General features: G+C 61.9%; 21 protein-coding genes and 1 pseudogene. 11 read left to right on the top strand and 11 right to left on the bottom strand.

All coding sequences use genetic code 11. From position 1 onward, the window contains the following. Positions 1-183: 183 nt before the first annotated feature. The 6 genes from HMPREF3101_RS10215 to HMPREF3101_RS10240 all read right to left on the bottom strand — a co-directional run bounded on the left by HMPREF3101_RS10215 (position 184) and on the right by HMPREF3101_RS10240 (position 4,731). Positions 184-1,143 (bottom strand): helix-turn-helix transcriptional regulator, encoded by a 960-nt coding sequence (locus HMPREF3101_RS10215; RefSeq protein WP_083280215.1) that lies wholly within the window; start codon positions 1,141-1,143, stop codon positions 184-186. Beyond that, complete coding sequence (locus HMPREF3101_RS10220) at positions 1,040-1,753, bottom strand: hypothetical protein (RefSeq protein WP_141737439.1); 714 nt, start codon at positions 1,751-1,753, stop codon at positions 1,040-1,042. The genes HMPREF3101_RS10215 and HMPREF3101_RS10220 overlap by 104 nt, the downstream gene beginning before the upstream one ends. A gap of 215 nt (positions 1,754-1,968) precedes the next feature. Further along, a complete protein-coding gene (locus tag HMPREF3101_RS10225; protein WP_070465237.1) occupies positions 1,969-2,817 on the bottom strand; it encodes a hypothetical protein in 849 nt (282 codons plus the stop codon). A gap of 132 nt (positions 2,818-2,949) precedes the next feature. Further along, positions 2,950-3,903, bottom strand: a complete 954-nt coding sequence (locus tag HMPREF3101_RS10230) for a 1,4-dihydroxy-2-naphthoyl-CoA synthase (RefSeq protein WP_070465240.1) — start codon at positions 3,901-3,903, stop codon at positions 2,950-2,952. Positions 3,904-3,990: 87 nt separating this feature from the next. Further along, positions 3,991-4,326, bottom strand: a complete 336-nt coding sequence (locus tag HMPREF3101_RS10235; RefSeq protein ID WP_083280216.1) for a DUF202 domain-containing protein — start codon at positions 4,324-4,326, stop codon at positions 3,991-3,993. A gap of 33 nt (positions 4,327-4,359) precedes the next feature. Then, positions 4,360-4,731 (bottom strand): YidH family protein, encoded by a 372-nt coding sequence (locus HMPREF3101_RS10240; RefSeq protein WP_070465245.1) that lies wholly within the window; start codon positions 4,729-4,731, stop codon positions 4,360-4,362. A gap of 25 nt (positions 4,732-4,756) precedes the next feature. Between HMPREF3101_RS10240 and HMPREF3101_RS10245 the strand changes: the two genes are divergently transcribed. The 9 genes and pseudogenes from HMPREF3101_RS10245 to HMPREF3101_RS10285 all read left to right on the top strand — a co-directional run bounded on the left by HMPREF3101_RS10245 (position 4,757) and on the right by HMPREF3101_RS10285 (position 13,879). Next, positions 4,757-5,752 (top strand): o-succinylbenzoate synthase, encoded by a 996-nt coding sequence (locus tag HMPREF3101_RS10245; RefSeq protein WP_070465390.1) that lies wholly within the window; start codon positions 4,757-4,759, stop codon positions 5,750-5,752. 110 nt (positions 5,753-5,862) lie between these two features. Continuing rightward, positions 5,863-7,443: an SLC13 family permease gene (locus HMPREF3101_RS10250; protein WP_070465249.1), complete on the top strand. Its 1,581-nt coding sequence runs from the start codon at positions 5,863-5,865 to the stop codon at positions 7,441-7,443. A gap of 33 nt (positions 7,444-7,476) precedes the next feature. Continuing rightward, positions 7,477-7,968 carry a hypothetical protein gene (locus HMPREF3101_RS10255; protein ID WP_070465253.1) on the top strand — a complete coding sequence of 164 codons (492 nt, stop codon included), beginning with the start codon at positions 7,477-7,479 and terminating at the stop codon, positions 7,966-7,968. A 2-nt stretch (positions 7,969-7,970) separates the two neighbouring features. Further along, positions 7,971-9,587, top strand: a complete 1,617-nt coding sequence (gene menD / locus HMPREF3101_RS10260; protein ID WP_070465257.1) for a 2-succinyl-5-enolpyruvyl-6-hydroxy-3-cyclohexene-1-carboxylic-acid synthase — start codon at positions 7,971-7,973, stop codon at positions 9,585-9,587. A gap of 83 nt (positions 9,588-9,670) precedes the next feature. Further along, complete coding sequence (locus tag HMPREF3101_RS10265; RefSeq protein ID WP_070465262.1) at positions 9,671-10,870, top strand: glycosyltransferase family 4 protein; 1,200 nt, start codon at positions 9,671-9,673, stop codon at positions 10,868-10,870. Positions 10,871-10,952: 82 nt separating this feature from the next. Continuing rightward, the gene (locus tag HMPREF3101_RS10270; protein WP_070465265.1) at positions 10,953-11,174 is read left to right on the top strand and encodes a hypothetical protein; all 222 of its coding nucleotides are present in this window, start codon (positions 10,953-10,955) and stop codon (positions 11,172-11,174) included. Continuing rightward, positions 11,108-12,865: pseudogene (gene feoB / locus HMPREF3101_RS10275) on the top strand (ferrous iron transport protein B); the annotation flags it as partial. The gene HMPREF3101_RS10270 and the pseudogene feoB, both read left to right, overlap by 67 nt. Continuing rightward, positions 12,865-13,179 (top strand): hypothetical protein, encoded by a 315-nt coding sequence (locus HMPREF3101_RS10280; protein ID WP_141737440.1) that lies wholly within the window; start codon positions 12,865-12,867, stop codon positions 13,177-13,179. The pseudogene feoB and the gene HMPREF3101_RS10280, both read left to right, overlap by 1 nt. Positions 13,180-13,201: 22 nt before the next feature. Beyond that, entirely contained in the window at positions 13,202-13,879 is a 678-nt protein-coding gene (locus HMPREF3101_RS10285) for a metal-dependent transcriptional regulator (RefSeq protein ID WP_070465271.1), read from the top strand. Here the strand turns inward: HMPREF3101_RS10285 and HMPREF3101_RS10290 are convergent. From HMPREF3101_RS10290 to HMPREF3101_RS10305, 4 genes are read right to left on the bottom strand one after another with little or no spacing between them, the layout of a single operon-like run. Further along, positions 13,837-14,715 (bottom strand): metal ABC transporter permease, encoded by an 879-nt coding sequence (locus HMPREF3101_RS10290; RefSeq protein ID WP_070465274.1) that lies wholly within the window; start codon positions 14,713-14,715, stop codon positions 13,837-13,839. The genes HMPREF3101_RS10285 and HMPREF3101_RS10290 overlap by 43 nt on opposite strands. Beyond that, positions 14,712-15,437 (bottom strand): metal ABC transporter ATP-binding protein, encoded by a 726-nt coding sequence (locus HMPREF3101_RS10295; protein WP_070465278.1) that lies wholly within the window; start codon positions 15,435-15,437, stop codon positions 14,712-14,714. The genes HMPREF3101_RS10290 and HMPREF3101_RS10295 overlap by 4 nt, the downstream gene beginning before the upstream one ends. Further along, positions 15,434-16,372: a metal ABC transporter substrate-binding protein gene (locus tag HMPREF3101_RS10300; RefSeq protein WP_371327078.1), complete on the bottom strand. Its 939-nt coding sequence runs from the start codon at positions 16,370-16,372 to the stop codon at positions 15,434-15,436. Before HMPREF3101_RS10300 ends, HMPREF3101_RS10295 begins: the two co-directional genes overlap by 4 nt. A 33-nt stretch (positions 16,373-16,405) precedes the next feature. Beyond that, the gene (locus tag HMPREF3101_RS10305) at positions 16,406-16,648 is read right to left on the bottom strand and encodes a hypothetical protein (RefSeq protein WP_141737441.1); all 243 of its coding nucleotides are present in this window, start codon (positions 16,646-16,648) and stop codon (positions 16,406-16,408) included. Between the two features lie 93 nt (positions 16,649-16,741). Between HMPREF3101_RS10305 and HMPREF3101_RS10310 the strand changes: the two genes are divergently transcribed. After that, on the top strand, positions 16,742-17,431 hold the full coding sequence (locus tag HMPREF3101_RS10310; protein WP_070465395.1) for a demethylmenaquinone methyltransferase: 690 nt from the start codon (positions 16,742-16,744) through the stop codon (positions 17,429-17,431). Between the two features lie 10 nt (positions 17,432-17,441). Here HMPREF3101_RS10310 and HMPREF3101_RS10315 read toward each other — a convergent pair whose 3' ends face one another. Beyond that, positions 17,442-18,671 carry a geranylgeranyl reductase family protein gene (locus HMPREF3101_RS10315; protein WP_070465287.1) on the bottom strand — a complete coding sequence of 410 codons (1,230 nt, stop codon included), beginning with the start codon at positions 18,669-18,671 and terminating at the stop codon, positions 17,442-17,444. 106 nt (positions 18,672-18,777) lie between these two features. Here HMPREF3101_RS10315 and HMPREF3101_RS10320 point away from each other — a divergent pair, with 106 nt between their 5' ends. After that, on the top strand, positions 18,778-19,794 hold the full coding sequence (locus HMPREF3101_RS10320; RefSeq protein ID WP_070465290.1) for a polyprenyl synthetase family protein: 1,017 nt from the start codon (positions 18,778-18,780) through the stop codon (positions 19,792-19,794). Positions 19,795-19,852: the final 58 nt, after the last annotated feature.

Here is a 19,852-nt window from a genome sequence, read left to right on the forward strand (position 1 = left end):
ATCAGAGGTGTCTACCAAACAGGGGTCAGGTCCACTCGTTGAGTTTTTACAACCTTATTGACACCCCACGCCCAGAAAAGGCACGTGGGTATTCCGGTTTTTAATGATGATTGCGGTGTTTGACTGGTTCCATTCCGTGCGGACCAAGCCGCTGGCAGTCATCGACCGAGAGGGCGCCAAGCGTTAAGGAATTGATCGCAGGGCGGACCCCAGGTCTGCCCTGCGGTTTACGCCGAGCTTCTTGTACACGCGGGTCAAGTGGTACTCAATAGTTTTTGTTGACAGGTTTAGCTGCCGGGCAATGCCACTGTTGGTTTCACCGCTGGCTGCCATGTGAGCGATTTCCCTCTCGTGCGCTGTCAAAAGCGTTAAGGCTGGGTTTTCGGCTGTAGTGATCTGCTGTTCCGCTTGGCAGCGTCGCAGCATCGCCCAAGCCCCCATCGACCCGTAGAGTTCAGCCGCCAGATGCATAATCTCGGCGGCTTTATTCCTGCGCCCATACCTCAGCTCTGCCAGCCCGTACTCATACAGGGAGCGGGCGTAGTACGCGGGCATGCCGGCGTCCCGGAGCATCTCCACCGCATCCTCAAAAGCGGAAAACGCCGCGGTGGCGTGCTGGCGGCGAAGATCAATGCTTGCCATCGGGATTGAGTACTTCGCGCGCACGGAAAGCGAAACCTCCCGAGCGCTATCATCCAGCGCCGGGGCTAGGACCTGTTCAGCCTCGTCGAGGTGGCCCGCGCGAATCAGGCTTGATGCGTAGACGTCCTCCCGCGGCCAAAACTCCGGCCGCGGAAAAATCCGCTTCGCGGTCCTAGCCAAGTTTTCCCCAGCTTTCAGCGCTGTTGGAATGTCGCTGAGCTGCGCGGCGATCACCATGTTGGCCATCAGCGATGGCAGTTGTTGGATGGTGAAGGCGTCGGCGCCGGGGGCGCTGCGTCGCAAATAATGCTCCGCTAGGCTCTGCTTGCCTTCCAAAGCTGCGATGTAGGCTCCCGTCCATAAGAGGAGTGGCTCTACAAGGCGAGCTTCGTTGCTTTCAGCTAGGAGCAGACCGTGTTCCACTGTGTGCTTGGCATCGGTCCAGTGGCCTGCCACAAATTGGGCGCGCGCGTACAGCGGCGTCTTCCAGAGCTTGGCCATGGGCGCTTTCGCCGGGACGCGGCCTCAAGTGGTTGAGGGCCCGCGGAATATCGTCATTGGCCAGGTGCATAAAACCCGTGAAGAAGTCCGTCTCTGGAGCCACCGGCAAGGTGGCCAGGTGCTGGGAAAGGGAAGCGCCGCTCGCCGCTTCGGCAAAATGCTGCACAATCTCAAGCATGGCGGGGGCAAGGTCGCTGGCGGTGTCGCCGAATGCAACCTTTCGCAGCCCCTCGATGTCCCAGTCAGCCACTGCAGTCATGATTGCAAGCTGTGTGCGCTTCTTGCTTATCGACGCCACGCCCAACCAATCACCCGCCACCCCCACAAACCCGCCGTACAGGGCCTTCTCCGCCTCCGCTATCGGATCCGTCCCGTGTGGTGCCTGTGCGGTGGTTGTTGTCTGCGTCGGCTGTGCTGGCTGTGGCGGTTGAGGGAGAGCGTCGAGTTTCACCTCTACAGACGCCAGTTTGCGCGCCCACTCTTGCGTGCCCGCCGCAATGAAGAAGGCATCGGTTGCCGCAAGGGAGTCAACAAATCCCGTCAGCGCGTTGCGGTCGCATTGATCGATATCCCGGAGGAGGTACACAGCGCCTTGGGGCTGTGTAGCCACCGAACTGGGGGAGCGGAATGGTGCTCGGCGTGATCACGCGAAGCGCATCCGGCGGGATCTGCTCTTGCAAGCGGCGCATCACAGCATTGGTGTCCTCCGAGTCATCGCGCATGAGAAGGACGAACCCACCAGGGTGGCTAAACAAGGTGCGAGCAAGTCGCTGTGAGTTGACGTCTACTTCAAGGACCATGATGCTTCGATCTTAGGCCCACCAGCTACCTGAACCCGCCGTCTGCGACGTAGCGGCCATCCGGCGCCACATAGCGCGCCTTATAGATGGCGGGGGTGCCGGCTTGGAGCGACGCAGCGTCGAGAAGCAAATGCCATGTGCCGCCGTCGTCGCAGGTACCTTCGGTGATGTGCTCGACGAATCCGGCCTGGCCCGTGTGGCCGGGTGGCGTCGGTTCGAGTGTGCCGCGGCAGCCCAACTCTGGGTAGGTCACGTTGGGGTAGGCGATCTCCACGTTGAAGCTGTCGCCACGCCAGTCGCGTTCGATAGAGTACTGGCGAAAACTGCCAGCCAGGGGCTGCGCCAGCGGGTCGGTGTTTGCCAAGGTATCCAGCGTGTTCAGCGCGCTGGGGTCGGTGGTGGGCAGCCAGCTGATCACATTGAATTCATCTAGCGGGTTGCCAACAACCGTCTCCGTCGGCCCGCGGACCTGCTCCACGCGCCCGCCGCGCAGCTCGTACTGCGTGATGGTCGCCGTGGTCTCGCCGAAGCGGTACTCCTCCAAACCCGGGTACATCCCGTTGGAAAAAAGGAGCGTCCCCTCGCCGTCCGCAAGCGTGCTTGTGGCCTGCTCCCCGGTTGCTAGGGCTATTGCTACTCTGCGTTCTCCCGTACCACCCTCACTCACCAACAACTCCGGCACGGCATCACCATCCACGTCCAACAACGCGTACTGGAACGTGCCGTCATGCCCCGGCTGCGGCTCCGGGAAGAACCGCGCCGGGTTGGCGACGGCATCCGCGTAGGTGTCACGCAGGTGTTGCTGTGGTGACGCTGGTGGTGGCGCAGGCGGGGTAGCCGCTGCGTCCGGGTCCGCGGACCCGGCGTACCGCATGAAGCGAGCGCCAGCACAGCAGCGGCGGTGCCGGCGGTGATGATCGTTCGGTTCGGCATACTGTGAGTCAACATGTGGTGAGGCTAGCGGTTGGGGCTGGGGGAACGCTGGGCGTCGATAAGCAAAAAGCTCCTAATAGTAGTAGGGGAACTCGTCCCAATTCGGCGGGCGCTTCTGCAGGAAGGAGTCGCGGCCCTCCACAGCCTCATCGGTCATATAGGCCAGGCGAGTGGCCTCACCGGCGAAGACCTGCTGGCCCATCAAGCCGTCATCAACCAGGTTGAACGCGAACTTCAGCATGCGCTGGGCGGTGGGGGACTTCGTGTTGATTTCGCGCGCAACCTGGATCGCCTCGTTCTCCAACTCAGCGTGATCAGCCACGATGTTTACCGCACCCATCCGCTGCATCTCCTCCGCGGAGTAGGTGCGGCCCAGGAAGAAAATCTCACGCGCAAACTTCTGGCCCACCATCTTGGCCAGGTAGGCGGACCCGTAGCCGGCGTCGAAGGACCCGACGTCCGCGTCCGTCTGCTTAAAACGTGCCTCCTCCTTCGATGCGATAGTGAGGTCGCAAACGACGTGCAACGAATGGCCGCCGCCAGCCGCCCAACCGTTAACCACCGCGATGACCACCTTCGGCATCGTGCGAATCAGACGCTGCACCTCAAGAATGTGCAGACGGCCGCCCTCGGCTTTCACACGGGCTTCATCGACGGTGTCCGCAGTGTCGCCACCTGCGTACTGGTAACCGGAGCGGCCGCGAATGCGCTGGTCACCGCCAGAGCAAAACGCCCAGCCGCCGTCCTTCTCGGACGGACCGTTGCCGGTAAGCAGGATCGTGCCCACGGACGGGTCACGACGCGCATGATCCAGTGCGCGGTACAACTCATCCACAGTGTGGGGGCGAAACGCGTTGCGCACCTCCGGGCGGTCAAACGCGATGCGGACAATGCCGTCTTTGCGCTCCGTGCCCACGTGGCGGTGATAGGTGATGTCCGTGAACTTATCGTTCGTTGCCGGCTTCCACTGGGAGGCGTCGAAGGGATTGACGGTGGAGTACTGGGGGTCCTGGGGGTTCTGGCTCATAAGGGTGATGGTACGTGGGCTTCGGTGTGGTTAATGCGAAGCTGGTCGGGAACCGCCAGCAGGCGGGAACCGACGGGGCGGCCGAAACTACCGCGTCAGCACCAACGCCACCGCGCCCAAGCCCAACAGCGTGACGGCAAAGACCGTCACCATCACCCGCGCGATGTTGGGGGAGAGGGATTCGTCTTGGATTCCGTGGACGTCCCGCAAGTAGTCCGCGCGGTTAGAGGACACTAAGTAAATAGCGCACACCACCAGGACGCAGATCAACGCGAAAATCGCCGGACCGTAGGCATCTGCCCAGCGCAGCAACGTCAAGGACACCACCAGCATCGCCATCGCTGTGCGCGCCCAGGACATAGAGGTGCGCTCCGGCTGCAGGCCGGGATCTTCGTGCGCCTGCAGCGGCGCTTGCGAAGGCAAACGCCCAGGCAGCAACCTACCTGAACGCGACACCTACACCGCCACCATCACAATGGTCACCGCCAGCGACACAAACACGATGAAGGACAACACCGGGATAATCGCCGGCACGGGCAGAGGTCGGCCAGTGCGCATGGCCCGCTCCACGTGCACCCAGCGCACTGCGGCTCCGGCGGAGATGCACAGCCCGCCGAGGATCACCAGGATGGCGACAGCGGTTTGGTAGTCGGGGTGTAACCCGTCAATGTCGAAAGCAGCCAACGCCACCCCGCCTGCCAAAAACGCCAGGGAGGTGCGCGTCCAGGCGAGGAAGGTGCGCTCGTTGGCAAGGGTGAAGCGCGGGTCGGGCTCGGTGCCGTCGGGAAACAGTCGCTGTGCCAGCCGGCTGCGTTCAGGTGCGCTCATGGTCACCCACGCTACGCTGGCGCGCATGGAACTGCCCGAAAACCCCCTCAACATCCAGGAAATAATCCAAGAAATAAACGTTGATGACATCCTGCAGCGCTCCCACGTGGTGGCGTTGCCGATGCGGGTGAAGTTCCGCGGCATTACTACGCGCGAGGCGCTGCTGATTAACGGCCCGAAGAGGTGGGGCGAGTTCTCCCCGTTCACCGAGTACAAGCCGCAGGAAGCGAAGCACTGGCTGCGCGCCGGGCTGGAAGCCGCCTACTTGGGTCTGCCCGAAGCGGAAGGCGCAGTGCCGGTCAACGGCACGGTCCCGGCGCTCCAGCCGCACGATGTCGAAGGCGTGCTTGAGCGCTTCCCGGGCGTGCAAACCTTCAAGGTCAAGGTCGCCGATCCCGGCCAGACGCTCCAAGATGACGTCATGCGCGTCAACGAAGTTCGCCGCCTGCGTCCGGAGGCCGCGATTCGTGTAGACGCCAACGGCGGCTGGAGTGTTGCCGAAGCCGTCGAGGCGGAGCGTGCACTCACCGAAGGCGGCCCGCTTGAATACATCGAGCAGCCCTGCAAAACGGTCGAGGAGCTCGGTGCTGTCCAGAACCAGGTGCGCACGCCGATTGCTGCGGACGAGTCGATTCGCCGTGCCGAGGATCCGGGGAGGGTGGTTGGGGTGGTTCCCGTGGGTGTGGTCAAGCAAGCGCCCCTGGGTGGGGTTCGAAGGACGCTGCAGCTGGCTGAAGCGCTGAACCTGCAGCTCACCGTGGCCAGCGCTCTGGATACGGCGGTAGGAATTGATGCCGGCCTGGTGGCGGCGAAGCTCACCGGATCGCGCGCGGCCGGGCTAGCCACCCAGCGGTTGTTCCTGGAGGATGTTGCACCGGAGCGTCAGCTTCACAACGGCACGTTGCCCCTCACCCACACCACCCCCGACCCGGAACGCCTCCATGCTCTACGCGCACCCGACACAACCCGTGACTGGTGGTTCGACCGTGTGAGGGAGTGCATTACCCAACTTCGGGTGTAGAAGTTGTCACACTTCGGTAGTTTCGCTGGGTTGGGCAACACGTGGGGTTAAAGTGCAATGCGGAAATTGTCATTCCCGTTTTTAGGTGACGTCACAGAGAGGAACTCGAGATGTCTACTCCCGTAGTTCATGAATCCACCGCCTTGTCAGACGGTGACCGCGCCCCAAGCCCCGAGGCGGGCGAGTGGCGCCGCCAACTCATCGGATTGCTCACAGGTATTGTCCTGGCAATCTTGGTGTACATCTTCTTCCCAGCAGGAGCGGCTGACACTGTCGCCCAGTCTTCCGGCGCGAAGGAGGGCGTGGAGTACTCCGCGCAGTCCATGCGCGTTGTCGCCGCAACGACTGTCCTTATGGCGGCGTGGTGGATGACGGAGGCGATCCCGCTTGCCGCAACCGCACTGCTGCCGCTTGCGATCTTCCCGGTCATGGGGGTTGCGCCGTTTAAGAGCGTCTCTTCCCCGTACGCTTCCGCCACTATCTTCCTGTTCATGGGTGGCTTCCTGATGGCCCTTGGCCTGCAGCGTTGGAACCTGCACCGTCGCCTGGCGTTGGTCGTGGTGAAGATGGTTGGTACCAGCCCGAAGCGCATCATCTTGGGCTTTATGCTGGCCACAGGCTTTATGTCCATGTGGGTGTCTAACACCGCAACCGCTGTGGTGATGCTGCCGATCGGTACCTCCGTGTTGGCATTGACCGCGGAGTCCGTGGGTGGCATGAAGAACCAGAAGCGTTTCGCCACCGCCCTGATGTTGGCAATTGCATATTCTGCGTCTATCGGTTCCCTGGGCACCCTGATTGGTACTCCGCCGAACGCTCTGCTGAAGGGCTACATGGAGGAAGCGCACGGCATCACCATCGGCTTCGGTGAGTGGATGCTTGTGGGTATGCCGGTTGCAATCGTGTTCACTTTTATTGCGTGGTGGATGCTCATCACCGTCTTCAAGCCTGAGGTTGACCGGATCCCGGGCGGTAAGGAACTGATTGACGCTGAGCTGAAGAAGCTTGGGTCGTGGACCTTCCCGCAGGTTGCCGTGGGTGTCATCTTCTTGCTTGCTGCGCTGACCTGGATTTTCATCCCGTTGGGCCGCAACCATTTCGGATGGGACTTCCCGTATGACGATGCAGTTGTGGGCATTATCGCCGGCCTGCTCATGTTCATTGTCCCGGCAAGCAAGGACGGCAAGCGCATCTTGGACTGGAAGACCGCCAATGAGATGCCGTGGGACGTGTTGTTGCTCTTCGGTGGTGGCTTGAGCCTGTCCGCCATGTTCACCGCCACGGGCCTGTCCCTGTGGATTGGTGAGAAGGCCAAGGGTCTGTCGGTCTTGCCGGTGTTCCTGTTGTTGGCTGCGGTCGCGGCGCTGGTGCTGTTCCTGACGGAGCTGACTTCCAACACGGCAACGGCTGCAACCTTCCTGCCAATCATGGGCGGTGTTGCAGTGGGTATTGGTTTGACCGAGTCCACCGAGATGAACGTCCTGATCCTGGCTATCCCGGTTGCGCTGGCCGCAACCTGTGCGTTCATGCTGCCGGTGGCAACCCCGCCGAACGCTATCGCCTACTCCTCCGGCCACGTCAAGATGGGCGAGATGATCAAGGGCGGTGTCGGGCTGAACCTGATCGGCCTGGTGCTGATCTCCCTGGCTACCTACTTCATCGCTGTGCCGGTGTTCGGTTTGGTGCTCTAACACTTACAGGCTTGGTGCGGTAACTTATGGCGCATGGATAACCAGACGCGCCAGTTCGGTGCGGGCGATTCGGGTGAACAGTATCCGGGTCGCCCGCAGCAGTATTTTCCGGACCCGTCCAGCCAGTACGGGGGCGGCTACAACGAGCCGTATTACGGCGAGCCGGATTACGGCGTTTCAAGCTATAACACGCCACAGAAGGGGACGAATACCGCGGCGTTGGCACTCGGTTTGCTTGCCGCGATTCTGGCGGTTGCGGCCGTAGTGCTGTTTTTCCTGTGGCGTGCTTCGGCGCAGGAGGCGAACAAGCCGCCGGTGACGGTGACGGAAACCACCACGGCTACCACCACAGTGACCACCACGCGCAAACCCTTTGATTTCGGTTTTGGGGAACGTGACAACGAGAATCCGGGTGATCAGCCAGCCCCGGTTGTGCCTACTGAGGTGCTGCCAACGGATGTCCCGTTGCCGGACATCGATTTTGAGGGACTGTTGAACAAGCTTGATGAGTTGTCGAGGGGGTAAGCATGGAGTCGTTTGAACTTGCCTCGGCGGTGGCTGATCAGCTGGCAGAACATGTCACTGATGTGGTGATGAGTCCAGGTTCGCGCAACTCGCCGCTGGCGTACGCGTTGCTTGCGCGTGGGGATATCCAGGTGCACATGCGTATCGACGAACGCTCGGCCGCCTTCACAGCCTTAGGGCTCGCCCGCGTGCAGAAACGCCACGTTGGTGTGGTTATGACGTCTGGTACGGCGGTTGCGAACGCGCTTCCAGCGGTAGTCGAGGCGCACATGTCGCACACCCCGCTCGCGGTGATCAGCGCGGATCGCCCGGAACACCTGGTGGGCACTGGTGCGAGCCAAACTATCTGGCAGCAGGGCATCTTCGGCCGTTATGCACAAACGCAGCAGGTGCAGTTGCTGGAGCACGTCAGCGGGATCTCCTTTACTGCCCCCCAAGTGCATATCAACGTGGCGTTGGATGTGCCGTTGGTGCCGGGGAACGTGGCGTCGGTAAGCAAGAAGCTCCGGAGGGTGGGGCCGGGCTGCCTGACTCAGGCGACAAGGTTTGTGGACCACGGCGTGGTGGATGTGGACCTGACGCGCGACACGCTGGTCATTGCTGGTGATGAGGCGTGGGAGGTACCCGGGCTGGAGCACGTGCCCACGATTGCGGAGCCGACCGCGCCGACGCCCTTTCACCAGGTACACCCGCTGGCGGCGAGGTTTTTTGCGCAGTCGGAGGTGGCGATTTCCCACGACGGTGGTGATTTCGCGGCGTCCACGAAGCCGGAGCAGATCATTGTGGTAGGGCACCCCACGCTGCACCGCGATGTGATGGCGCTGATGGCAGACCCGGCGATTGAGGTCATCGGGCTGTCGCGTAGCGAGATTTTCACGGGCAACCCGAGCGCGCGTGGTTCCTCTGTGCGTGTGACGGGTCAGCCGACGGACACGTGGCTGAAGATCTGCGATGCCGCCGGCGACGTGGGCGCGGAAACCGTCCGCAGCGCCTTAGAGAGCGAGGAGTTTGGCTTTAGCGGCCTGCATGTTGCGGCAGCCGTGTGCGATACGCTTGCGGTTGCGGACACGTTTGTGCTGGGCGCATCGAATCCGGTGCGTGATGCGTCCCTAGTCGGCATGCCTTTTGATGGTGTGGACACGTACGCGCCGCGCGGCGCTGCGGGTATTGACGGCACGCTGTCCCAAGCGGTCGGCATTGCCTTGGCTACGCAGGCGCTGCGGCCGGATGAGATCCGTGCCCCGCGCACCGTTGCGTTGGTGGGGGATTTAACGTTCCTGCACGATGTGAACGGACTGCTGATCGGCCCGGATGAGCCGCGGCCAGGCAACCTGACCATCGTGGTGGCCAATGACAACGGCGGCGGCATCTTTGAAACCTTGGAGGTGGGAGCGGATCACGTGCGCGAGTACTTCGAGCGCGCCTTTGGCACCCCGCATAACGCGGACATTGAGGCCATCGCCGAAGGCTATGGTGCTGATTACCGTCGTGCAGAAAATGTGGCGGAGCTGCAGCAGATCCTGGTTGACGTGGAAGCGCAGCCCGCGCCGATCACCATCGTGGAAGCCGTCACTACTCGTCACACGCGTCGCGCGCTGGCGCAGCGCTTAAACAAGTAGGCGTGTTACTGGCCGTGAGAATTCACGCGGACTTCACGTTGGGTTGCGCAAAAATTTCCTTAACTGTGCCAGGGTGACTGAGTATGCGAGTGGGAATCGTTGCAGAATCGTTCTTGCCAAACATTAACGGTGTGACCAACTCCGTGCTGCGCGTGCTTGAGCATCTCAAAGCGGAGGGCCACGAGGCGATCGTGGTGGCCCCTGGCGCGCGCGACTTCCAGGAGGAGGTTCCGGACTACCTGGGTTTTGAGATTGTGCGCGTGCCCACGGTGCGTATCCCGATGGTGGATTCCTTGCCGGTTGGCGTGCCCACCACCAACGTCACGGCGGCGTTGGCGGAGTTCAAGCCGGATGTGATCCACTTGGCCAGCCCGTTTGTGCTTGGCGGTGCGGGCGCGTTTTCCGCCGCCCAGCTGGGGATTCCGTCGGTGGCGCTGTACCAGACGGATGTGGCTGGCTTTGCCACGAAGTACCACGCAGCCATGGTTGCTTCCATTGCGTGGGAGTGGACGCGCACGCTGCACAACATGTGTGAACTGACGCTTGCGCCTTCTTCCCAGGCAATCGCAGAGTTGGAACAGCACGGCATTGAGAACGTGCACCACTGGGGGCGCGGGGTGGACGCGGAGCTGTTTCACCCGCGGCGTCGTTCAGAGATGCTGCGCCGTAAGTGGGATCCGAGCGGCACGAAGCGCATTGTCGGGTTTGTTGGCCGTTTGGCCGCGGAGAAGTCCGCGCACCGCCTTGCGCCGCTTGCTGCAGACCCGTCGATTCAGCTGGTGATTGTTGGTGACGGCCCGGAGCGCGCCGCACTCGAAGCAGCGCTTCCCGGCGCGGTGTTCACGGGTGCTTTATCTGGCGAGCAGCTCGCGCGCGCCTACGCCAGCCTGGATCTTTTCGTGCACACCGGTGAGTTTGAAACGTTCTGCCAGGCCATCCAGGAGGCGCAGGCTTGCGGTGTGCCCACCATTGGCCCGAAGGCGGGTGGTCCGATCGACCTGATTGCTAACCACGTCAACGGCATGCTGCTAGACGTTGACACCTTTGAGCAGGACCTGCCGGAGGCCGCCGCCTGGATTCTTGATCCTGCCCGATTGGATGAGCTCAAAGCCAACGCGCGTGCCTCGGTTGCGGATAAAACTTGGGACGCGTTGTGTACGCAGCTAGTTGGTTACTACGACGAGGCGATCGCAGGCTATAACCGCACAGTAGTGAACATTTTTGGCCGCGAAGTGCCGCTGCCAGGATGGGCGAAGATCCCGGGGAAAAGAAAACGGGCATAGGGGCCCCTTTTCGCGCCAGGTAAGGCTAAACGTACATGAGTAACCCTTACCTAATGCTCTTCAGTGTAAAAGGATGCGGCGCATGGCACAGGAGCTTTTGCTTATCGACGTTCCGGTGGGCACCCAAACCACCATCACCACCACCAACGCTGACGCGGCACTTGACCGTCGGCTGCACGAGCTGGTCGCCACAAGGGTTCGCGCCGGGCGCGCGAGCACAGTGAGAAGCACGGTGGGGACTACAACGTCATCGATTTTCCTGGTGCCTATTCGCTGGACCCGATCAGCCCCGATGAGGCACTGACGCGCGAGCTGCTGTTGGATAACCCCGGCAGACTGGGGGAGGGCCGGCCTGATCTGGTCATGGTTGCGGTGGATACCGCCAACATCTCGCGCGGGCTCTATTTGGCTGCGCAGGTTGCGGAGCTGCCGTATCGCATGGTGATCGTGCTGACCAAGGGCGATGTCGCCCAGCGCCAGGGGCTTGAGGTGGATGCGGACGTCTTGTCGGCGAAGTTGGGGGTGCCGGTGGTGGCGCTTGACCCGAGGCGTCGTGAAGTTGCTGGTCTTGCTGAGGTGGTGCACGAAGAGCTGCACAAGCCGGTGGTCACGCACCGCCCGCACACCCCCGAGGATGACGGATTCAAGGCCGCCGATGCCCGCTTCACCTGGATCGATGATGCAGTCACGGCCGCCACGCTTCGAGACGAAAGCCGCGCCACCACCTCCGAAACCATCGACCGTTTCGTCCTGCACCCAGTCCTTGGCCCGCTGATCTTCCTGGCGGCCATGTTTGTGGTCTTTGAGATCACCACCACCGTCGCCGCACCTTTCCAAGACTGGATGGAAGGCTTCTTCACTGGGCCGTTATCCGACTGGGCGGCAGCCGGCCTTGTTGCGGTTGGCTTGGATTACCCATTTGTGCATGGCCTGCTTATCGACGGCATCATCAACGGCGTCGGCATGGTCTTAACGTTCGTGCCTTTGATGGCGTTGATGTTTTTCTGCCTCGCGGTGCTGGAGGACTCCGGATACATGGCGCGTGCGGCCGTGGTGGCGGACCGCGTCATGCGGGCGATCGGCCTGCCCGGCAAAGCGTTTATTCCGCTGATTGTGGGTTTCGGGTGTAATGTGCCGGCGATTTCGGCGACTCGCGTGTTGGCGTCGCCAATCCAGCGCCGTTTGACGGCCATGCTGGTGCCGTTTACCTCGTGCTCAGCCCGGTTGACGGTGTACGTGATGATGGCGAACGTCTTCTTCCCCGACCATGCGGGACTTGTGGTGTTTGCCATGTACGTGATCTCCATTGTGTTGGTGGTGCTCTCCGGCTTGGTGTTGAAGAACCTGCTGTGGCGCACCCTCGGCGCAGACCCTTTGGTGATTGACCTGCCGGTCTACCAGCTACCCACGGCGCGCCTGACGGCGTCGGTGACCTGGGCGCGTCTGAAGGGCTTTTTACAAACGGCGGGCGGCATCATCGTCGCAACCGTGGTGGCCATCTGGTTCTTGCAGTCCACCCCGGCCGTTGCTGGCTACTCTTGGGGCGATGAGGAGCTGCACCCGCAGGACTCCGTCTACGGCGTGGTCTCTGAGGCGATCGCGCCGGTCTTTGAGCCGGCTGGCTTCAACTCTTGGTCACTCACCGGCCCGCTGATCACCGGGTTTTTGGCCAAGGAGGCACTGATCTCCACTTGGGCGCAAACCTATGCGGTGGCCGATCCTTTGGAAAGTGACGCAAGCCCCGAAGAGCAGGGTGACTCGGACCTGGCTAGGGCGGTGCGCGCGGACTTTGAGCAGTCCTCCGGCGGACACGCAACCGCCGCCGCCTGGGCGTACATGATCTTCCTGCTGGCCTACACGCCGTGTGTGGCAACGCTTGCCGCGCAGCGGCGCGAGATCGGCTGGAATTGGACCATGATTACCATGGTGGGCCAGATCGGCGTGGCGTGGCTTTTAGCCGTGTTGACATTCCAGGTGCTGCGGGTGTTCATGTGATGTTTCGCAGAAAAGCTACCGCTGCCAAGACGCTGGACATGCCACCAATGGAGGCCGTCACTACCGCCATGCGTGAGGGTGCGCGCAGCCGTAGGGAGATTTGCCGGCGCACCGGCTTGTCCACCTCTACGGTGGATGCGATTATCCACCACTTAGAGCGCACTGATCTGCTGAAGCTGGAACCGCTGGGCTCAGCGTGCTGCGCTGGCGGCTGCGGGTCCTGCAGTGCGTCGAAGTCGTGCACGGGGGAGCGCACCGCCAGCGGGCCTGTGGCGTTGGTGTTGATGACTCGGCCGGGTGCTGCTGGTAAGTAGCGCCGCAAGTAGAGTGGCCGATATGTCAGTCGGTGATCTTTCCCCCAGCACCCAGAACTATCTCAAGGCGATTTGGGCGCTGGCAGAGTGGTCGGATGAACCGGTAACGTCTACCTCTATTGCCAAACACCTTGACCTGCGTAAATCCACCGTCTCTGAGGCGGTGCGCAAGTTGGGTGAGCAGGACTTGGTCCAGCATCAGCCCTACGGCGCAGTCACACTGACGGAGACCGGCCACGCGTTCGCGGTGGCGATGATCCGCCGCCACCGGCTCATTGAAACCTTTTTGGTGGAGGCGCTTGGCTACACCTGGGATCAGGTGCACGATGAGGCCGAAAACCTTGAGCACTCCGTGAGCGACTTCATGGTTGAGCGCATTGACGCCTTCCTGGACCACCCCACCCGCGACCCGCACGGGGATCCCATCCCTTCCGCGAGCGGGCGCATCGACGCACCTCAGGCCGTCCCGCTTACCGGCGTCGAGCCCGGCCAGAAAGCCACGATTGAGCGGATTTCAGACGATGACCCGAAGCTGCTCCAATTCCTGGACAGCCACGGGCTTGTTGTCGGCGCCACCCTGGAGGTGGGCCAGGGGGCGCCTTACTCCGGTGCGCTTGAGGTGCGGCTGACCGGCGCCAGCGCAGCGGTCCCGCTTGGTCAGGAAGCCACGGACTCCGTCTTCGTTCGCTTGGAGGCGTAACGGCGCTCCCGGGTCACCCCGTGCGGGCCGAACAGGTACACCACGGCAAACACCACGCCCTGAGCCAGGACGATCATGCCGCCAGAGGCCGTGTCCAGGTAGTAGGAGCAGTACAGCCCAATGATGGCGCATGCCGCGGACATTGTCGGCGCGATGATCAGCATGGTGCCGAACTTGTTGGTCAGCAGATACGCGGTAGCGCCGGGGATGATCAGCATAGCCACGACAAGGATTACCCCGACGGCCTGCAGCGCCACAACCGAAGTCAGCGCCAACAGCGCCAGCAATGCCGCACCCAGCAGCCGCGGGTTAAGCCCAATGGCGTGCGCGTGGATCGGGTCGAAAGCGTACAGCGTGAAGTCCCGGCGCTTGAGCAGTAGCACACTGAGGACGATTGCGCCCAGGAGCAGCACCTGCAGCAAGTCACCGCGGGAGACACCAAGCAGGTTGCCAAAGATGATGTGGTTTAGATCCGTATGCGAGGGCGTGACCGAGATCAGTACCAGTCCCAGCGCAAACATGGTGGTGAACACGATGCCAATGGCCGCGTCTTCCTTCACCCGGGAGGTATCACGCACCAGCCCGATCAGGGCCACTGCGATAAAGCCGAAGACCACCGCACCCAGGGCAAACGGCACGCCCACGATGTAGGCCAGCACCACGCCGGGTAGCACCGCGTGGCTGACCGCATCGCCCATCAGGGACCAGCCAACTAACACCAGCCAGCAGGACAACACCGCGCACACAACCGACGCCACCAGTGACGTGGCAAGTGCGCGCACCATGAAGTCATACGCAAACGGTTGCGTCAAGATATCGATCATGTTGCTGATCATGATGCGACCCCCATCCCAAATCCCTGCACCAGGTTGTCGGGCTCTAACACCACGTCAGTTGGGCCGTGCATGAGCACCCGACGGTTCAACAGGACCGTCTCCGGCGCGAGCTGTGGCAGCGCCACCAAATCGTGCGTGACCACAAAAATTGTGGTTCCTTCTGAAGCCAGCTCCTGAAGCAGGGCGGTGATGGTCGCCTCGGAGTGTTTGTCTACGCCGGCAAAGGGCTCGTCCAGAAGCATGATGCTCGCGCCCTGCGCAATGCCTCGGGCGATAAACGCGCGCTTTTTCTGCCCGCCGGACAGTTGCCCGATCTGGCGATCGGCGAAGTCCGTGAGGTGGGTGCGCGCAAGGGCACTGTTGACCGCCGCGTTGTCATCGGCGTGTGGGCGGCGGGTAAACCCCATGTGGCCGTAGCGGCCCATCATCACCACATCGCGCACGGTGACCGGGAACTGCCAGTCCACCTCTTCGCTTTGCGGGACGTAGCCCAATACCTGTGTTTTGCGGGCGCGAAGCGGGTCCATGCCGTTGATGCGCACTTCGCCGCAGTCTGGCTTCGCCAGCCCCATGATCGCCTTGAGCAACGTGGATTTGCCAGCGCCATTCATGCCGATCAGACCGCAAATGCGGCCCGGCTCCACGGTGAGTGTTGCGCCGTCGAGTGCGAGCACATCGCCGTATCGCACCACCACGTTGTCAACCGCTATCGCCGGTGTCACTTTGTGCTCCCTGTCAGGCCCTCGATGATGGTGTTGGTGTCATGGCGGATCAGATCCAGGTAGGTCGGCACCGGACCGTTTTCTTCAGACAGGGAGTCCACGTACAGCGTGCCGCCGAACTGCGCGCCGGTGGCCTCAACCACCTGCATCATCGGGGCGTTGGAGACCGTGGACTCACAGAACACGGCCGGGACGTCGTTTTCCTTCACAAACTCAATGGCACCCGCGATCTGCTGCGGGGTGGCCTCCTGCTCCGCGTTGACCGGCCAGATGTAGCGCTCCGTCAGCTTTGCGTCACGCGCCAGGTAGGAAAACGCGCCCTCACAGGTCACCAGCGCACGCTGGTTGTCGGGTACTGCTGCCAGCTTGGTTTCCAGCTCATCCTGGACACCTTGGAGTTCGTTTTTGTACTTCTCGCCGTTGGCCTTGAAATCCTCGGCGTGCTCTGGGGCGATCTCACTGAACGCCTTCACAATGTTGTCCACGTACTTCTGCACGTTTACCGGGCTCATCCAGGCGTGCGGGTTGGGCTTGCCGGCATACGCGTCCTCGGCGATGTCGATCGGCTCCACACCCTCGCTGACCACCGCGTGCGGCACATCCAGATCAGCAACAAACTGCGCGAACCAGTTCTCCAGGTTCATGCCGTTATCCAAAATCAGGTCCGCATCTGCAGCACGTGCGATGTCGCCTGGGGTGGGCTCGTAGCCGTGGATCTCCGCGCCGGGTTTGGTGATGGATTCCACCTTCAGGTGCTCGCCAGCCACGTTGGCGGCAATGTCTTGGATCACCGTGAACGTGGTGAGCACTACCGGCAGGTCCTTGTCGCTGGCGGTGGTGGAGGTTGTTTCCTGCGAGCTTTCCGCAGAGCAGCCCACCAGGCCAATGGAGAGGGCAGCGGTGAAGGCAAGGGCAAGTGCCTTGGTTTTCATCATGTGGTTCCTTCTTTATGTGTTGGGAAGTGGCTTTTAGAGGTATGGAAGCGGCGGCGGGCCGACGCGGTGGGACGTGGCGATGAAACGGTCTAGTTTCTGCGCAGACTCATCACGCAGGTACACGGCAAGCAGCCGCATGAGGTTGAGCGTGACTTTTTCGGGATCGGCGCTTGAGTACACGAGGCGTGCTGAGGCCACGTGGTCGCCGTCGCGAGCAGTCTCAAACAGCGTGATGGCTTCAAGCCACGCGCCCATGTTGGCTTCATCATGTCCCATGGTGGTGAATAGTAAAGTTCGGCTATCCGAACTTGCAAGTGGAGGGAGGGTGAACAGCCTCCTTTTGTGGGTGGCGAAGTAGACTTGCGCAGCATGGCCAAGGCGGATCTGGAGAAAAAGCCCTTCGACGTTGCCGGGATGTTCGACGATGTGGGAAAGAACTACGACAAAACCAACACAGTTTTGTCGTTCGGGCTGGATAAATACTGGCGACGCCGCACGCGCGAACGCCTCGAACTCAAACCCGGCGAGAAGGTCCTCGACCTAGCTGCCGGCACCGCTGTGTCCACCGTGGAGCTAGCCAAGTCCGGCGCCTGGGTGGTTGCGTGCGACTTCTCCCAGGGCATGCTGGCCGCTGGCAAAGACCGCAACGTGCCCAAGGTTGTCGGCGACGCCATGTACCTGCCATTTGCAGACAACACCTTTGACGCCGTAACCATCTCCTACGGCCTGCGCAACGTGCACGACTTCGAAACCGGCCTGCGCGAGATGGCACGCGTGACCAAACCGGGCGGGCGTCTGGCGGTCAACGAGTTCTCCACCCCCGTCATCCCCGGATTCCGCACCCTGTACAAGGAATACCTGCCGCTGGCCCTGCCGCCGATTGCTAAGGTGTTTTCTTCCAACCCGGAGGCCTACGAATACCTGGCGGAATCCATCCGCGCCTGGCCGGACCAGGAGGCGCTTGCGCGCGCGATTAACGCCAACGGTTGGTCCGATGCAGGCTGGCAGAACTTGAGCGGTGGCATCGTTGCCATTCACAGTGCGGTGAAGGAAGGCTAGCGGCCCAAAATTAGCGCCGCACGTCCCACAGCGGGGCGTTTCGTGGCGCAAGCTTGGACACGGCGCGCCACGCCCTGGCAATCATGTCGCGGTCTTCTTCGCTGACCAAATTGCCCATCAAGCGCGCCGCTGCCGGCATAAGGAAACGCCCGCCCACACCACGCATGGCCAAGGGGCCTGCGGCTGGTAAGAACTGGGGATAGGTGAGCAGGCGCGCAGCCGTGCGTGCCAGGGCGAAAGCGTCGCCGTAAGCCTGGCGAAGCGCGAACGGCCATGCCAACGTCAGATCCATCGTGCCACCGGCGTTCGAGGCATCCGTGATCATGTCGATCACCATCACGGCAGTCTCCATGCCGTAGTCAATGCCCTCGCCGTTTAAAGGGTTGACGCAGGCCGCAGCGTCACCAATCAGCGCCCAGTTCGGGCCAGCAACGTTGGACACCGCGCCACCCATCGGCAAAAGTGCAGAGGTGACGTCCTCCACAGGACCCAGCTGCCAGTTGTCCACCTGCTGCTCGGCGTAGGTGCGCAGCAGCTTTTTGGTGTTTACCTTCGCCGGTCGGGCGTTGGTGGACAGGGCGCCGCAGCCGAGGTTCACATAGCCGTTACCAAGCGGGAAGATCCAGCCGTAGCCCGGCTGTAGCGCAGACTCATCGCGCAGCTCAACATGGGAATGCATCCACGGGTCATCGCTGCGTGGGGATGCACAATATGATCTCGCCGCAATCCCATACACCTCACCCTTATGCCACTTTCTCCCCAGCTGCTTGCCAAAGGGGGAGCGCACACCGTCCGCAACAATCACCCACTTGGCGCTCACATCACCCTTTTGGGTGTGCACGGTGTGGATCGCGCCAGCACGAAACGTCACGGACTCCGCAGCACACGACTGCCACACTGTGGCACCTCGTGCCTCAGCCTCAGCAACCAACGCCGCATCAAACGCTACGCGCGGGCTGGCGGAACCAACCGCCGGATACTGGCCATCAGGCCACGGGGCGGTTACGTCCCCGCCGTAGCCGTGCAGCTTCAACCCCTTGTTGCGATACGCAGGCAACACATGCTCTAAACCAAGCGCCTGCAGCGTTGCCATTGCCCGGGGAGTGAGGCCATCGCCGCAGGTTTTGTCGCGGGAGGGTGGCGCAGCGTCGATAAGCAAACAGCCCAAGCCGCGCTCCTGGGCGGCAATTGCCGCCGTTGCCCCAGCTGGACCTGCACCCACAACTACGACATCGAACATCACGTGCTCATTGTGCCAGCCCGGCCCTGCTGCAATCCCACAGGCATTGTGTGGACTACGGTTGTCACTGTCATATGCCCGTTTTCAACCTGCAAGGACATCATCGATGACCAACGGCATCCAGCCGTCACCACGCGGCGCGTTTCCCGTAGATCTTGGTAACGACGCACTCAATGCACGCGTGACCAACGGCATGGCAAAGGTGGAAGCGCTACTGGCGGAGCGCCTATCCAACGGAGAGCCGTTTATCACCGAAAAAGTCAACCACCTTGCCTTTGCCGGTGGCAAGCGTTTCCGTCCTCTGATGGCGCTGCTGTGCTCTGAATTTGGGCCAAACCCGGACGCGGAGAACGTGACCAAGGGTGCCGTACTGACCGAAATGGTGCACCTGGCCACCCTCTATCACGACGATGTGATGGATGAAGCCGAGCGCCGCCGCGGCGTGGCTTCCGCCAACGCCCGCTGGGACAACTCCGTGGCCATCCTCGCCGGCGACGTGCTGCTTGCGCACACCTCGCGCCTTATGGCGGAGATTGACACTGAGACCGTTTCCCACTTTGCCGACACCTTCCAGACACTGGTCACCGGCCAAATGCGCGAAACCATCGGCGCCGGTGACCAAGACCCGGTAGAGCACTACCTGAAGGTTATCGAGGAGAAAACCGGCGTCCTCATCGCCTCTGCTGCCTATCTCGGCGCACTGTTTGCCGACGCCCCGCGTCAGACCGTTGAAAGCTGCCAGCGCCTCGGCGCTGCGGTGGGCATTATCTTCCAGATTGTGGACGACATTATTGACATCTTCTCCGACCCGGAGCAATCCGGAAAAACCCCAGGCACCGACCTGCGCGAGGGTGTATTCACCCTGCCAGTCCTCTACGCCATGGAGGAAGACTCAGAGGCCGGTCAACAGCTGCGCACCATGCTCACAGGGCCTCTGCCTGACGACGCACACGTGAACTTCGCCCTCAACCTCGTCTCCCAAACTCGCGGCCGTGAACGCGCGCTGGAGAAAGTCTACGAGTACCTCGCTGTGGTTGAAAAGGAGCTTTCCCTGCTTCCGGACGTCCCCGCCAAGCACGCCCTTGCCAACTTGGCAACCTTGACCGTGGACCGTGTTGGATAGCGGTTTACCTGGTTTTGTATGGGTTTACCTGGCGATTTGCTAACTAGCGCGTCCAGTG

Origin of the sequence: Corynebacterium sp. HMSC29G08, from assembly GCF_001806875.1 — a bacterium.
In the GTDB taxonomy this organism is placed as follows: domain Bacteria; phylum Actinomycetota; class Actinomycetes; order Mycobacteriales; family Mycobacteriaceae; genus Corynebacterium.

Bases quoted from the DNA above. Each gene is read 5' to 3' on its own strand.
- HMPREF3101_RS10215 (WP_083280215.1), bottom strand. From the start codon at position 1,143: ATGGCCAAGCTCTGGAAGACGCCGCTGTACGCGCGCGCCCAATTTGTG.
- HMPREF3101_RS10225 (WP_070465237.1), bottom strand. From the start codon at position 2,817: ATGCGGTACGCCGGGTCCGCGGACCCGGACGCAGCGGCTACCCCGCCT.
- HMPREF3101_RS10230 (WP_070465240.1), bottom strand. From the start codon at position 3,903: ATGAGCCAGAACCCCCAGGACCCCCAGTACTCCACCGTCAATCCCTTC.
- HMPREF3101_RS10240 (WP_070465245.1), bottom strand. From the start codon at position 4,731: ATGAGCGCACCTGAACGCAGCCGGCTGGCACAGCGACTGTTTCCCGAC.
- HMPREF3101_RS10245 (WP_070465390.1), top strand. From the start codon at position 4,757: ATGGAACTGCCCGAAAACCCCCTCAACATCCAGGAAATAATCCAAGAA.
- HMPREF3101_RS10250 (WP_070465249.1), top strand. From the start codon at position 5,863: ATGTCTACTCCCGTAGTTCATGAATCCACCGCCTTGTCAGACGGTGAC.
- HMPREF3101_RS10255 (WP_070465253.1), top strand. From the start codon at position 7,477: ATGGATAACCAGACGCGCCAGTTCGGTGCGGGCGATTCGGGTGAACAG.
- menD (WP_070465257.1), top strand. From the start codon at position 7,971: ATGGAGTCGTTTGAACTTGCCTCGGCGGTGGCTGATCAGCTGGCAGAA.
- HMPREF3101_RS10265 (WP_070465262.1), top strand. From the start codon at position 9,671: ATGCGAGTGGGAATCGTTGCAGAATCGTTCTTGCCAAACATTAACGGT.
- HMPREF3101_RS10270 (WP_070465265.1), top strand. From the start codon at position 10,953: ATGGCACAGGAGCTTTTGCTTATCGACGTTCCGGTGGGCACCCAAACC.
- HMPREF3101_RS10280 (WP_141737440.1), top strand. From the start codon at position 12,865: ATGTTTCGCAGAAAAGCTACCGCTGCCAAGACGCTGGACATGCCACCA.
- HMPREF3101_RS10285 (WP_070465271.1), top strand. From the start codon at position 13,202: ATGTCAGTCGGTGATCTTTCCCCCAGCACCCAGAACTATCTCAAGGCG.
- HMPREF3101_RS10290 (WP_070465274.1), bottom strand. From the start codon at position 14,715: ATGATCAGCAACATGATCGATATCTTGACGCAACCGTTTGCGTATGAC.
- HMPREF3101_RS10300 (WP_371327078.1), bottom strand. From the start codon at position 16,372: ATGATGAAAACCAAGGCACTTGCCCTTGCCTTCACCGCTGCCCTCTCC.
- HMPREF3101_RS10305 (WP_141737441.1), bottom strand. From the start codon at position 16,648: ATGGGACATGATGAAGCCAACATGGGCGCGTGGCTTGAAGCCATCACG.
- HMPREF3101_RS10310 (WP_070465395.1), top strand. From the start codon at position 16,742: ATGGCCAAGGCGGATCTGGAGAAAAAGCCCTTCGACGTTGCCGGGATG.
- HMPREF3101_RS10315 (WP_070465287.1), bottom strand. From the start codon at position 18,671: ATGTTCGATGTCGTAGTTGTGGGTGCAGGTCCAGCTGGGGCAACGGCG.
- HMPREF3101_RS10320 (WP_070465290.1), top strand. From the start codon at position 18,778: ATGACCAACGGCATCCAGCCGTCACCACGCGGCGCGTTTCCCGTAGAT.